Raw genomic sequence first — 12,661 nt, forward strand, 5'->3', positions numbered from 1 at the left:
CCCTGATCGTTTCGACGTAATCACCCTTTGCTTCGGGCGACAGCAGGCTTGAGACTACACCGACCGCGCGGCTTGCATCGGTGACATAAACCGTCTGTCCACGCTCGTAACGTGGATTGATCTTCACGGCGGTGTGGACGCGGCTGGTCGTTGCGCCGCCGATCAGCAGCGGGATATCGAATCCCTCGCGCTCCATTTCTGAAGCCAGATGGACCATTTCGTCTAATGACGGCGTGATCAGCCCCGAGAGGCCAATGATATCGACGCCCCGCTCCCTGGCCACCTGGAGAATCTTGGTTGCAGGCACCATGACGCCGAGATCGATGATCTCGTAATTGTTGCAGGCGAGCACGACGCCGACGATGTTCTTGCCGATATCGTGCACATCACCCTTGACGGTCGCCATCAGCACTTTGCCGGCGCTCTGGCGCTCCTCGCCGCCGCCATTGGCCCGCTTTTCCTCCTCCATGTAAGGGAGCAGCACGGCCACCGCCTGCTTCATCACCCGGGCCGATTTCACCACCTGCGGCAGGAACATCTTGCCGGCGCCGAAAAGATCGCCGACCACGTTCATGCCGGCCATCAGCGGACCTTCGATGACATGCAGCGGTCGCTCGGCACTTTGACGCGCTTCTTCCGTATCGGCGTCGATGAATTCGGTGATGCCATTGACCAGCGCATGTTCCAGCCGCTTTTCGACCGACCACTCGCGCCATTTCAGGTCGCGTTCCTTGGCTTCTTTGCCGGCCGCGCCCTTGAAGCGCTCGGCAAGCGTCAGCAGACGCTCGGTCGAATCGGCGCGCCGATTGAGAACCACGTCCTCGCAGGCCTCGCGCAGTTCGGGTTCGATCGTGTCATAGACGGCGAGCTGGCCGGCATTGACGATGCCCATGTCCATGCCAGCCTGGATGGCGTGGTAGAGGAAGACAGCATGCATCGCCTCGCGCACGGGCTCGTTGCCGCGGAACGAGAAGGAAAGATTGGAGACGCCGCCGGAGATGTGCACATAAGGCAACGTCTCGATAATCCTTCGCGTCGCTTCGATGAAGTCGACGCCGTAATTGTTGTGCTCCTCGATACCGGTCGCAACCGCAAAGATGTTGGGGTCGAAGACAATGTCCTCCGGCGAGAAGCCGGCTTTTTCGGTGAGCAGCTTGTAGGCGCGGGTGCAGATGTCGACCTTGCGCGCTTGCGTATCAGCCTGTCCCACCTCGTCGAAGGCCATTACCACGACGGCAGCGCCATAGGCACGGCAGAGCCGGGCATGATGCAGGAAGGCCTCTTCGCCCTCCTTCATCGAGATCGAATTGACCAGCGGCTTGCCCTGCACGCATTTCAGGCCGGCCTCGATCACCTCCCATTTTGACGAGTCGATCATCACGGGCACGCGGGCGATATCCGGCTCGGCGGCCACGAGATTCAGGAACTCGATCATCGCCTGCTTCGAATCGATCAGGCCCTCGTCCATGTTGATGTCGATGATCTGGGCGCCGTTGGCCACTTGATCACGAGCGACATCGAGCGCCGCCGCGTAGTCCCCAGCCGTGATCAGCTTTCGGAACTTGGCCGAACCGGTGACATTGGTGCGCTCGCCGACATTGACGAAGGGAATATCCTTGGTGAGCGTGAACGGCTCCAGCCCCGACAGCTTCATCAGCGGTGGCACATCCGGGATTTCCCGCGGCGGATGTTTGGCGACGGCCTCAGCAATCGCCCGGATATGCGCCGGCGTCGAGCCGCAGCAGCCGCCGACGATGTTGACGAGGCCTTCGCGGGCAAAACCCTCGATCTGGGCGGCCATTTCCTCCGGGCTTTCGTCATACCGGCCGAATTCGTTGGGCAGGCCGGCATTCGGATAGGCGCAGACAAAGGTGTCAGCAACGCCGGAAATCTCGGCAAGATGGGCGCGCATGGCGTTGGCGCCGAGCGCGCAGTTGAGACCGATGGTGAAGGGATCGGCGTGACGGACGGAGTGCCAGAAGGCCGTCGGCGTCTGGCCCGACAGCGTGCGACCGGAAAGGTCGGTGATCGTGCCGGAAATCATCACCGGCAACCGGATGCCCTTCTCGATGAACACTTCCTCGGTCGCAAAGATCGCCGCCTTGGCGTTCAGCGTATCGAAGATCGTTTCGATCAGGATGATATCGGCACCGCCATCGATCAGGCCGCGCAGCTGCTCGGCATAGGCGATGCGCAGGTCATCGAAGGAAACGGCGCGGTAGCCGGGATTGTTGACATCGGGCGAGATCGAGGCCGTGCGGTTGGTCGGCCCGAGCGCGCCGGCGACGAAGCGGCGCTTGCCGTCCACCTGCTCCGCCCGCAATCCGGCGCGCCGCGCAAGGCGGGCGCCATCCCGGTTCAGCTCGTAGACCATCGCCTCCATGCCGTAGTCGGCCTGGGCGATCGTGGTTGAGGAGAACGTGTTGGTCTCCAGAATGTCGGCGCCGGCAAGGGCGTATTGATAGTGGATTTCCTCGATCGCGCCCGGCTGTGTCAGCGTCAACAGATCGTTGTTGCCCTGCAGGTGGCATTCGCAGGCTTGAAAGCGCTCGCCGCGGAAATGATGTTCCTTGAGGCCGAGCTGCTGGATCTCGGTGCCCATGGCACCATCCATGATCAGGATGCGCTCGTCAGCCGCCGCCTTCAGCGCCTTGAAGACTTCGGTTCCGTCTTGTTTCGGCAGGACATCGCCGAAAAGGGCGTTGATGGCGGACATGGGAAATCTCCCGTTCTTAAAACGACATTCCTCAATGGAAATCACATAAAGATATCTTTATGTCAATATATGATATTGCCATGGAGATACAAAACGCCCTCTTCGGTCAAGGAGCAGGCCGCTTGCAAAGTCCTCTCGCTCAAATCACAGTCGTTTCAGGCAATCGTCCAGTTCGTAGATTGCACAGAGAATATGATAGAAGCTGCTGGCCGGCGCCGGCTCGTCAACATAGGTTCCATCGGCGCGTTGCTTGTCGCGCCAGAGGCCGTCCACCGGAACCGTGAGAAACCTCTTCAAGGCATGGCCAGCGCGAGCAGCTGAACGCAGATAACGGGCGCGTTCTTCACCATCTGTCAGGGCAGCGAAACGGATAGCAGCTTTCAACCACTCCGTCTGAGGCCAAAGCCGGGCAATCGGATCGGCAACGGAAAAATCGTCCAGCAGGGTCATGATGGCCACATCGCGGCTCGCGGAGATGCCGTATTGTTCGCCGATCTCGAACAGGCGACGCGCCTTGACGATCGCTTCGGCATTGCCACGCCGCTCGCTCCAGCGCAAGAGAAGCCATGCCCATTCGAACTGATGACCCGGCTCGACAATGCGCCCCTTATCTCCCGGCATCGGTTGCCAGTCGTGATCGAAGAATTCGCGCAACGCGCCGGTTTCTCGGTCGATGAAGTTGTCCATGCAGAGTGTTGCGATTTCGTCGGCAAGATTAGCCCACGCAACCTGGTCGAAGCCCTCGACCTCCTCGCTTGCCAGGCATGCCTCGAACAGATGCATGTGTGGATTGGAGCATAGCGGCAAACGCGGCGGATTATCTTCGTCAAAGCCGGCGACGGGGTGCTTGCAATGGGCTTCGAGCTTTTCGCGCAGGCTATTGCTGCGCTCTATCATCTCGGCGCGCCGCTCCGGGAAGACCTGTGCCAGATAAGCAAAGGACAGAAGTGCAAAGGCCTGATTGTAGAGATCGAAGCTGGCATCAAGCAGCATCCCGTCAGCGTCGGCAAGAGCGCCATAAAAGCCGCTCGGCTGTAGATAGACTTTGTCGAAATAAGCTAGACCGGCTTCTGCAACGGGCTTCCAGTGTCCCTGCCAGCCGCGTTGACCGGCTTCCGCAAAACAATAGACCTGACGGGGCTGAACCCGCGAGCGGCGATGGGCGCGGGTCGCCTTGCCCGCCATGTCGATCGTCTCTACGAACCCCCCGCTTCGTGTATCGAACCCCTGCCCGCGCCAAATCGGCAAAGCCTTGGTCTCGAGCCAGTCCTTAAGCTCTCTGGCAAGGGTGGAAACGTCCATCGATACACCTTTCAACATTTACATGTCGCCCAAGACATCTCGGCCAGAAGCTAACACGCTTCAGCCAAGCCTCAAGGCGTCGTGATCCTTGTCGAGCATCCACGCAAGCGCCTCGATCACCATGGCATGGTCGTCCCGTTGCGGCAGGCCGGATACAGTGATGGCGCCGATGCAACCCGTGCCCTTGATGGTGATCGGAAAGCTGCCCCCATGGGAGGCATATTCGGAATCCGGCAGGCCGAATTTCGCCTGCAGTGTGCTCTCCTGCCTGGCAAGCGAAAGCCCGATAGCGTAGCTGCTCTTGAAGAAGCGAAAGACGCAATTGCGCTTGCGGCGCACCCAGTGCGGATTGTCGGGCGTTGCCCCTTCCAGCGCCGTGTAGAAAAGCGGCATAGAGAAAAGAGTTATATCAATGACGACGCCGAGCTTGCGTTCACTCGCCATGGTCCGCAGCTTCGATCCGAGTGTCCATGCCGTTTCCATGTCGAAACGGTCGAACTGCAATTCGCGTTCCTGCAGCTCTATCCGAGAGAGGTCGTCGTCGATGCTCATGCTATCCCCTTCCCTGGCCGGGATCACCGGCCTCAACTGTCTTCACCGGTCGTGCGACCGGACGAAAGCGAATCGCGATCTTTCAGATTCGCTTCTTGCGCTTTAGCTCTTTGTTTCTACGCATGTCGTTATCGCAAAACCGCTCTACACTTTTGCGCGACGTGCTTTAATCCTTCCAGAGCCAGGCTGCCCCGCGCACCCCCGAGCTGTCGCCATGCACCGCCTTGCGAATCGGTGTTTCGAAACTGTCCCCGAAAAGATAGTTCACGATGAGCCCCGGCAGTTCGTCGTAGATCTCGTCCACATTGGACATGCCACCACCCAGAACAAAGACATCCGGGTCCACGACATTGGTCAGCAGCGCCAGGCTGCGCGCGAGACGATCGACGAAGCGACCATATACCTGCGTGGCGACAGGATCGCCCGCACGTTTGTCGGCAATGATATCACGACCGCGTCGGTCGATGCCCGTCGTCAGGCGGTAGTCGAGCTCAACGCCGGTACCGCAGGCATACATGTCGAGGCAACCGTGTTTGCCACACCAGCATTTGTGGCCGGGATATTCCTGCGGGGTCATCCATGGCAGCGGATAATGACCCACCTCGGCCGCTACGCCCTGGTAACCGGCATGTACATGCTTGCCGATCGCAAGTCCGCCGCCGTGTCCGGTGCCGACAATAATACCAAAGACGATATTTTCGTGCCTGCCTGCACCATCGACAGCCTCAGAGACGGCAAGACAATTGGCGTCATTTGCAAGGCGGACGGGACGGCCAAGCGCCGCTTCAAGATCGCGGCCAAGTGGACGCCCGTTAAGAAGCACGGCATTGGAATTGCGCACGATACCGGTGCGCGGGTTGGGGCTGCCCGGAATGCCGATGCCGATCGACCCGGTCTCGCCGGCCGTCTGCTCCGCAGCCGTGACCAGCTCCAGCACGGCGCGAATGCAATCATCGTAACCGCTGGTGGGCGTGGCGATGCGATGGCGGGCCCGAGTTTTGCCATCGCGGTCGAGCGCGATGACTTCCATTTTTGTCCCACCCCAATCAATTCCGAGATACATGCCGCCCACTTCCTGAAATTCCGCATCCCGTTTCTTCGTCAACCGGTCGAGCAGCACGTCACCACCCAGCCGGACAGGATCGCGAAACGGGTCCCCCAATTGTCTGCGCGATCCCTGATTAACATTGGAAAACGCAAGAGCACCAGCCCTCACCGCGGCATTCTTTCATGCGACCAGACAAACGATGCATTCGTGCGTAACGACAAAAGTACTTGGCTTCGCCCACCAGCTTTTGTAAGGGTTTTCCCGGCTGGTCCCATAGCTCAGTAGGATAGAGCGCAGGATTCCTAATCCTGAGGCCATTGGTTCGAATCCAATTGGGATCACCAGCTTTTCAAGCCTGTAAGGACTTGCGTCCCCCTCGCATCCCACTCGCCTATTTTCGGCGCGCTCCGCCCGTTGCGCCTCCCCCCAACAGATTGGCAACTCCGCATGTTTTTCGGGGGCCGCGACTACATCGCTGAGCAGCAACTACAGCGTGGTCCGCATGATGGCCCAGCATTTCAAAATGAGCGATGGAATCAGGGTAGCTTTGCTCTCGGGAGCGAGTTGTATCGTCAGCATTCCCTATTAATAGGCGCCGCTGTTACGCCCTTCATAAACGCCCCTTGCACAAACTACCGCAGGAAAACGTCGTGATAGGGGTGCTTCATCTGCCAATAGACGGTCCTTGCGGCCTGGACGACACCGGTCCAGAACAGCAGACCGCAAAGCAATGCAATAATGTAGATCTGAAGACGCATGCCCCGTTGTTGCAATGCAAAACCGGCGCGACTGTGGCGCAGGGACCTGCACACCCGATTGTGAATCAGGTGTGACCGAGGCCTCCATTACGTTTGGCTTGGCGACGACAATGCTGCGTTGCAATAATTTCGTCTCGCCATTATGACAGGATAATGACGAAATCCTTTTTCAAGATATTCAGCTGGCTGCTGATTGCAGCCGTCGTGTTCGTGACAATTTCCCCGATCGGGCTTCGTCCGCATACGCTGATCACGGTTTCCTTCGACCGGGCGCTGGCTTTCGCGCTCATCGGCTGTGCATTTGCGTTGGGTTATCCGAACCGCTGGCTGTCGCTGTGTGTCTTCCTGATAGTTGCCGCGTTCGGCATCGAGGTCATGCAATATTGGGCGCCGACCCGACATCCGCATTTTGCCGACGCCTCGGTGAAGGCGGCCGGCGCAATTTTCGGAATGGTCATCGGAAAAGCAGCCCTCATCATTCGCCGCCAGAAGCTGACACGCACCGCCTGAAACAGGCCGCTAAAAGTGGGCAGCGCAGCTCTCACTATGCGCCTGCGACACCGAAGGCCCTGATCTCTGGATATTGCTCTGCGATCGCCGCCCAGCTTTGCCTGGCATGATCTCGGCCGACACCAAGCCGACAACATTCGTTCAGAGATCAAAGAGACACTCATTGCACAACGGCTCGGCGCCTTCGCCAGTTTGCCAGCATTCGAAGGTTTTATGGCATTGGGCGCAGGTCACCTCCAGGCGACGCCCTTCGCGGCCGAAACCCAGTTCGTCCAGACGGTCGTGTTTATGGTCCTGCACTGCCTCACGGTGATCGAAGTCCATGCTGCGATTCCCAGACGGATGAACCCTTCAGCGCCTCGGCAGGAGCTTCTTCTTATATATTGCGCCGCCGGCGTGTCACGGAGTGATTAAAATACCCAGGGTTGAAAAATCAAAAACTGCAGCAAATAAAGTACCGCTGTTAATCAATTTTGTAAAATAAAAAACGCGCGACGCCGAGGTATCATTGCGACGGAGTGGCACCATTGTAAATTACGCGACCAGAATATCTTCGTGACTTACTTTTTAAAATCTACCGATGACACCTTTTTCTGTATTCGAAACGCTCTACGCGGTCATTGCATTCGCTTGCGTGTATTATACTTTCGCAGAGGGTCAAAACACGCGCGCCAGATGGGATCGCTCGCGTCCGCTCGGTCTGTTGATTTGTGTGTTCTGGCCCGTCCTGATCCTGCTTCTTCTTATCCCGTAGACTGGCAAACGCCGCCCCACGCACGGATCGATGATCACGGCGCACGAGTGCAGTCGATACCCTTGTCGTCGACCCCATTGACCGCGTTGAAAAGGGTCGCGGCCTCTCCCTTGGTCCACCAGGTGTAATATCCCCCCATATATTTCGCGCCCGAACCGGAAACGACATTCGCTGCGACGACGACTGCGTCGCCAATCGACAGTTGCAGGAGGGAAATATTGCCCGAATTGATATATTCCGCCATCACGGGTTCACCGCCGCAGTCATAGCGCACCTCGGAACGGTCGATCGGAGCAGCCGGTATGCGCAGGACGAGATCGGCCAGGTTGTCGTGACGCATCATGCGAAGCGGCACGGTGTAGTCGGCGGCATACAATCGCAGCTCATCCCCCCGGAACTCATAGGAAAGTCCTTCCGACAGCGCCCGGAAGAATTTGGCTTCCTGATCCATGACGGCCGGCGGGCAGAGCTTGCGCGTTGCGGCAGCCGGAGCGAAACTGATCTGCAGCGACTTCACGGTGAATACGCCAGTATAGTTATTGCAGCCCGCCATGCCGGAATAGGTCCCGTCGTCATGGATCTCGAGCGTTGTCTGCAGGTTGTCGATGACCCCGCCGGACTTGATGTCCTCCACAAGCCACGTGCCGACGAGTTCCTGAGGCGCCGTGCCGGCGGCCACGGTTTGCACCGTACCGGCTTCGATGAGCACGCAGGCACATCCCAGAAACAAGGCATATCGCAACATCTTTTTCCTCCGACAAATCCGGCATCGATTTTTGGCAGCTCCCGTCACCGCGAAGCATGCACGCGCACATTCATACAGATCACCGCCAGGCATTTCCATGAAACTATGTGTCATTGACAGCCCCGAGGAACAGGCGTCCTTTCGGCCTCTTGTTGCAAGGGACATTCGACTGTAGAGCCTTTGCAAAACAAGTACGGGATTTGGCAATGATATCGGGCGCCGGGAAAAAGCGACGCATCACCATTCTGGGCTCGACCGGATCGATCGGAAGCAACACGCTCGATGTCGTCACCCAGCTTGGCGGGCGTGAGGCCTTCGAGGTTGCGGCCCTGACCGGCAGTGGCAACATCGCCCTTCTGGCCGAGCAGGCAAAGGTAAGCGGCGCTGAACTCGCCGTCACCGCCGATGAAGGCCGATACCACGATCTGAAATCCGCGCTGGCAGGAACCGGCATCGAAATCGCAGCCGGCCGCAGCGGCCTGATCGAAGCGGCGGAGCGCGAGGCTGCCTGGGTGATGGCGGCCATTGTCGGCACGGCCGGGCTGGCACCCACACTGACTGCTGCCCGTCGTGGCGCAGATATCGCCCTTGCCAACAAGGAGTGCCTGGTTTCCGCCGGCGATCTGTTCGTCTCCGCCGTCCATGCCGGTGGTGGCCGGCTGATTCCCGTCGACAGCGAACACAGCGCCATCTTCCAGTCGCTGGAGGATGATCAGCGCCACGCCGTCGAGCGTATCGTGCTTACAGCGTCTGGTGGCCCGTTCCGCACCTGGACGCGGGAACGCATGGCGGGTGTCACGGCCGAGATAGCCCGCGCCCATCCCAACTGGTCGATGGGTCTCAAGATCTCGATCGGCAGCGCCTCCATGTTCAACAAGGCACTGGAGATGATCGAGGCGCAGCACCTCTTCGACGTGCGTCCGGATCAGATCGAGGTGGTCGTGCATCCGCAGTCGATCATCCATTCGATGGTCGGTTACCGGGACGGCTCGGTCATCGCCCAGCTCGGCTGCCCGGACATGCGCACCGCCATCGGCTATGCGCTGACCTATCCCGATCGACCGAAACTCAATGTCGACCGGCTCGATTTTGCCAAGCTCGCCCGCCTCGATTTCGAAGCGCCCGACGAGGAACGTTTCCCGGCGCTGCGCCTTGCCCGCGCCGCCATGCAGCGCGGCGGCCTTCAGGGCGCGATCATGAATGCCGCGGAAGAAACCGCCTTCCACGCCTTCATCGCCGGCCGCATCGGTTTTCTCGATATGGCCGACATCGCCGAGGCGGTCATGGACCGGCTCGTGTCCGTTCCCGCAGCAGCCGGCATGGACGATGTTTTTGCAGCCGACGAGGCGGCACGCGCCGAAGCGGGCGATGTCATCGCAGCAAAGGAAAAGGCGGCCTGAACAGGCACGCGCCAAGTCCGGCTCTCAGACAGCGTCCCGGTTCGGTTCCCGCAACGCCCCTTCTCGCCTCCAGCACACCACAGCGAATACAGCCGCATTCTGTTGAGGCATGTTAAGAGGCGCGCTCGTCAGCGTCAGGCTGTCGCCGGACAGCTCGCAGTACCTGATCTGTTCGCTCCCGACCCAAGGTTCGAACCAGGCGATATCAACCACGGTAACAAGCCGGTTGGGCGGCTCCACCCTATAGCGCCCCGAGTAAGCCAGCATCGAACGGTAAGCCACTGCTTCTGCGGCTTCAGTCTTGGGATGGGATCGACCGTCAGGTGTAATCAAGGCAAACATCCGCCCTTCGGGGTCGAACATCACCGTTCCGGAGGGACGTTCGCCCCAAGGCTGCGTCCTCAAGCCTGTTGCGCAGTCCTCCATGTGAAAGGACTCGATGATCCAGATACCGACCAAATCCTCAGCGCGCATCTCGTGGCCCGCTCGTTTGCCATCAAAGCGAATGCTTCAATGTTTTCGCAGGCAATATAACAGTCCGAAAGAAAACGACGCCGTTAAAAACGCGAAAGGCCGCCTGAAACAGACGGCTTTTCTTCAATCTATTTCGCTAAGCTCAAGCGACAGCCCGTGCCAGGGCGCAACGGGACCAGAGCTGGTGCAGCGCACCGACCAGATGGTCGATATCGGCGTCACTGTGCAGCGGCGTCGGCGTGATGCGCAGACGCTCGGTCTTCTTCGGCACCGTCGGATAATTGATCGGCTGGACGTAGACGCCGCAATTGTCGAGCAGCAGATCCGAGATCCACTTGCACTTGGCCGCATCGCCGACCATGACCGGCACGATATGGCTCGGATTGGCCATGTGCGGAATGCCGGCCTTGTCGAGCAGATTGCGCAGGCGGCGAACACGCTCCTGATGGGCGAAGCGTTCGACCTGGCTTTCCTTCAGGTGTCGGATCGAGGCAACAGCGCCAGCGGCCAGCGCCGGCGGCAGCGCCGTCGTGAAGATGAAACCCGACGCAAACGACCGGATGAAATCGCACAGCGCCGCAGACGCAGCGATATAGCCGCCCATCACGCCAAAGGCCTTGCCAAGCGTGCCTTCAATTACCGTCAGGCGATGCATCAGGCCTTCGCGTTCGGCAATGCCGCCGCCACGCGGGCCATACATGCCAACGGCATGGACTTCATCGAGATAGGTCATCGCGCCGTATTTGTCGGCGACATCACAGATGTCCTTGATAGGCGCGATATCGCCGTCCATCGAATAGACGCTCTCAAAAGCAACGATTTTTGGCGCACGCGGATCGGCGGCAGCCAGCTTCGCTTCCAGGTCGGCGACAGAATTGTGCTTGAAGATCACACGTTCGCACTTGGAATGGCGGATCCCCTCGATCATCGAAGCGTGATTCCCGGCGTCAGAGAAGACGATCACACCGGGAATCTTCGAACAGAGCGTTCCAAGTGCTGCCCAGTTCGACACATAGCCGGACGTAAACAAAAGCGCCGATTCCTTGCCGTGCAGGTCGGCAAGCTCGCGCTCCAGAAGAACGTGGTAGTGATTGGTACCGGAAATATTGCGGGTGCCACCGGCACCGGCGCCACATTCGTCGATGGCGCGCTTCATCGCCTCGGTCACCTTGGGATGCTGCCCCATGCCGAGATAGTCGTTGGAACACCAGACGGTTACGTCCTGCTTTTCGCCTTGGGCATTGTAGCGGATCGCCTTGGGGAACTGCCCGCGCTGGCGCTCCAGATCGGCGAAAACGCGGTAGCGGCCTTCCTGATGCAGGCCGGCGATCTCGCCTTTGAAGAAATTTTCGAAATCCATCATCGTCTCCAGAACCAGGGCGTCTTTTTGATTCAAACAACCCTGTCGTCAACCCAAAAGGGCCGCTACCAGGCCGCCTGCGGCAAAAGGCCCGTAGTTTTGAACCATTCCAGACTATTTTGCCGGTTTCAATCCAGCAATCCTTGATTTCGATCAAGCCGCGCAAAAAATCATCTGTTTCGCCGAAAAAATCAGCAATGGGATTTCGCCGCGTTTGGCTTGTCACGCAGGGAACAGACCTTTCAGCTTGCGTTCAGCATCAATGGCCTTCTCTTGTTTCGGAAGGAAACTTGTAGTCTGTCTGTAGACTTTCTCCAGCAGCGATTTATCCTTCATGCTTGCAAGCTTACAGGAATGGAACCCAAGGGTTTCTTCCTCCCCGGGGGTAAGGATGGACGCGAAACGTCGCGCCTCCTTTTATTGGAGACTGAAATGAAGAAAACCATTGCTCTTGTTTTGATTGCCTTGGCTGCCACAAGCTGCACGCAGACCGAAAAGGGCGCCGGCATCGGCGCAGTCTCCGGCGCCATCATCGGCGGCGCGATCACCGGCGACGTCCGCGGTGCCGCCGTCGGTGCCGCTATCGGCGGTGTTTCCGGCGCCGTCATCGGCCATGTCACCGAACAGCCCGGCCAGTGCTATTACCGCGACCGCTATGGCCGCCGCTATATCGATAGCTGCCCGCGTTGATCTCGCACCATTCTTAACGATTGAACCCCTGAAACCCCGGCTCCGGTCGGGGTTTTTGCTTTTTGGCCGATAGACCGCCCCACCCTCTACGTCATCCCCGGCCTCGTGCCGAGGATCTTCCAGATTGTCCTCACATGCGGAGAGGCTGGAAGATGCTCGGGACAGGCCCGAGCATGACGGTGGGGAGGCTTCCGGCCGGGGTTTCTGTTTCTTCGAGGTCACAGCCTGTGTCGCTTTTTGATAAAATGACCTTCGCGGCTTCATGAATCCGGCTGAGGTGTGTAGGGTCTGCCATTAACAAAGGGAGAACCTTGTCATGCAATGGTGCACCTGCCATGACGGCGGGCCTGTG

The 12,661-nt window shown here is 59.0% G+C and carries 13 protein-coding genes and 1 tRNA gene (1 of these 14 running past the window's edge); 4 read left to right on the forward strand and 10 right to left on the reverse strand.

All coding sequences use genetic code 11. The features are described from left to right. The 4 genes from metH to QO002_RS20425 form a co-directional block, all read right to left on the reverse strand. On the reverse strand, positions 1 to 2,716 hold the 5' portion of the coding sequence (gene metH, locus QO002_RS20410; protein WP_307233013.1) for a methionine synthase. Its footprint begins 1,058 nt before the window's first position; 2,716 of the gene's 3,774 nt are visible here — the first part of the coding sequence; its start codon is at positions 2,714 to 2,716; the stop codon falls past the left edge of the window. 144 nt (positions 2,717 to 2,860) lie between these two features. Next, positions 2,861 to 4,018: an AGE family epimerase/isomerase gene (locus QO002_RS20415; RefSeq protein ID WP_307233015.1), complete on the reverse strand. Its 1,158-nt coding sequence runs from the start codon at positions 4,016 to 4,018 to the stop codon at positions 2,861 to 2,863. Positions 4,019 to 4,078: 60 nt separating this feature from the next. Then, entirely contained in the window at positions 4,079 to 4,570 is a 492-nt protein-coding gene (locus QO002_RS20420; RefSeq protein WP_307233017.1) for a heme-degrading domain-containing protein, read from the reverse strand. A 166-nt stretch (positions 4,571 to 4,736) separates the two neighbouring features. Continuing rightward, a complete protein-coding gene (locus tag QO002_RS20425) occupies positions 4,737 to 5,633 on the reverse strand; it encodes an ROK family protein (protein WP_307233564.1) in 897 nt (298 codons plus the stop codon). A gap of 252 nt (positions 5,634 to 5,885) precedes the next feature. Between QO002_RS20425 and QO002_RS20430 the strand changes: the two genes are divergently transcribed. Further along, positions 5,886 to 5,962: transfer RNA gene (locus QO002_RS20430), tRNA-Arg, on the forward strand. A gap of 288 nt (positions 5,963 to 6,250) precedes the next feature. Here QO002_RS20430 and QO002_RS20435 read toward each other — a convergent pair. After that, a complete protein-coding gene (locus QO002_RS20435) occupies positions 6,251 to 6,376 on the reverse strand; it encodes a hypothetical protein (protein ID WP_307233019.1) in 126 nt (41 codons plus the stop codon). Positions 6,377 to 6,529: 153 nt separating this feature from the next. Between QO002_RS20435 and QO002_RS20440 the strand changes: the two genes are divergently transcribed. Next, the gene (locus QO002_RS20440; protein ID WP_307233021.1) at positions 6,530 to 6,886 is read left to right on the forward strand and encodes a VanZ family protein; all 357 of its coding nucleotides are present in this window, start codon (positions 6,530 to 6,532) and stop codon (positions 6,884 to 6,886) included. Between the two features lie 141 nt (positions 6,887 to 7,027). Here QO002_RS20440 and QO002_RS20445 read toward each other — a convergent pair whose 3' ends face one another. Together QO002_RS20445 and QO002_RS20450 are read right to left on the reverse strand one after the other, a co-directional pair. Further along, positions 7,028 to 7,210: a hypothetical protein gene (locus QO002_RS20445; RefSeq protein WP_307233022.1), complete on the reverse strand. Its 183-nt coding sequence runs from the start codon at positions 7,208 to 7,210 to the stop codon at positions 7,028 to 7,030. Between the two features lie 464 nt (positions 7,211 to 7,674). After that, the gene (locus QO002_RS20450; RefSeq protein WP_307233025.1) at positions 7,675 to 8,385 is read right to left on the reverse strand and encodes an META domain-containing protein; all 711 of its coding nucleotides are present in this window, start codon (positions 8,383 to 8,385) and stop codon (positions 7,675 to 7,677) included. Between the two features lie 206 nt (positions 8,386 to 8,591). On the opposite strand from QO002_RS20450, the gene dxr reads away from it, so the two are divergent. Continuing rightward, on the forward strand, positions 8,592 to 9,785 hold the full coding sequence (dxr, locus tag QO002_RS20455; RefSeq protein ID WP_307233027.1) for a 1-deoxy-D-xylulose-5-phosphate reductoisomerase: 1,194 nt from the start codon (positions 8,592 to 8,594) through the stop codon (positions 9,783 to 9,785). A gap of 24 nt (positions 9,786 to 9,809) precedes the next feature. Here dxr and QO002_RS20460 read toward each other — a convergent pair whose 3' ends face one another. Continuing rightward, on the reverse strand, positions 9,810 to 10,259 hold the full coding sequence (locus QO002_RS20460; protein ID WP_307233029.1) for a lipocalin-like domain-containing protein: 450 nt from the start codon (positions 10,257 to 10,259) through the stop codon (positions 9,810 to 9,812). A 142-nt stretch (positions 10,260 to 10,401) separates the two neighbouring features. Further along, on the reverse strand, positions 10,402 to 11,619 hold the full coding sequence (gene hemA / locus QO002_RS20465) for a 5-aminolevulinate synthase (protein ID WP_307233565.1): 1,218 nt from the start codon (positions 11,617 to 11,619) through the stop codon (positions 10,402 to 10,404). Positions 11,620 to 12,051: 432 nt separating this feature from the next. Between hemA and QO002_RS20470 the strand changes: the two genes are divergently transcribed. Then, on the forward strand, positions 12,052 to 12,309 hold the full coding sequence (locus tag QO002_RS20470) for a YMGG-like glycine zipper-containing protein (protein ID WP_307233031.1): 258 nt from the start codon (positions 12,052 to 12,054) through the stop codon (positions 12,307 to 12,309). Between the two features lie 130 nt (positions 12,310 to 12,439). On the opposite strand, the gene QO002_RS20475 is transcribed toward QO002_RS20470, so the two are convergent. Continuing rightward, on the reverse strand, positions 12,440 to 12,661 hold a 222-nt coding region (locus QO002_RS20475), incomplete at its 5' end, for a hypothetical protein (RefSeq protein ID WP_307233033.1).

The organism is Pararhizobium capsulatum DSM 1112, from assembly GCF_030814475.1.
GTDB classification, from domain to species: Bacteria; Pseudomonadota; Alphaproteobacteria; order Rhizobiales; family Rhizobiaceae; genus Pararhizobium; species Pararhizobium capsulatum.

Coding starts and splice junctions, on each gene's coding strand:
- QO002_RS20420 (WP_307233017.1), bottom strand. CDS start 4,570: ATGAGCATCGACGACGACCTCTCTCGGATAGAGCTGCAGGAACGCGAA.
- QO002_RS20435 (WP_307233019.1), bottom strand. CDS start 6,376: ATGCGTCTTCAGATCTACATTATTGCATTGCTTTGCGGTCTGCTGTTC.
- QO002_RS20445 (WP_307233022.1), bottom strand. CDS start 7,210: ATGGACTTCGATCACCGTGAGGCAGTGCAGGACCATAAACACGACCGT.
- QO002_RS20460 (WP_307233029.1), bottom strand. CDS start 10,259: ATGCGCGCTGAGGATTTGGTCGGTATCTGGATCATCGAGTCCTTTCAC.
- QO002_RS20450 (WP_307233025.1), bottom strand. CDS start 8,385: ATGTTGCGATATGCCTTGTTTCTGGGATGTGCCTGCGTGCTCATCGAA.
- QO002_RS20470 (WP_307233031.1), top strand. CDS start 12,052: ATGAAGAAAACCATTGCTCTTGTTTTGATTGCCTTGGCTGCCACAAGC.
- hemA (WP_307233565.1), bottom strand. CDS start 11,619: ATGGATTTCGAAAATTTCTTCAAAGGCGAGATCGCCGGCCTGCATCAG.
- QO002_RS20440 (WP_307233021.1), top strand. CDS start 6,530: ATGACGAAATCCTTTTTCAAGATATTCAGCTGGCTGCTGATTGCAGCC.
- QO002_RS20425 (WP_307233564.1), bottom strand. CDS start 5,633: ATGTATCTCGGAATTGATTGGGGTGGGACAAAAATGGAAGTCATCGCG.
- QO002_RS20415 (WP_307233015.1), bottom strand. CDS start 4,018: ATGGACGTTTCCACCCTTGCCAGAGAGCTTAAGGACTGGCTCGAGACC.
- dxr (WP_307233027.1), top strand. CDS start 8,592: ATGATATCGGGCGCCGGGAAAAAGCGACGCATCACCATTCTGGGCTCG.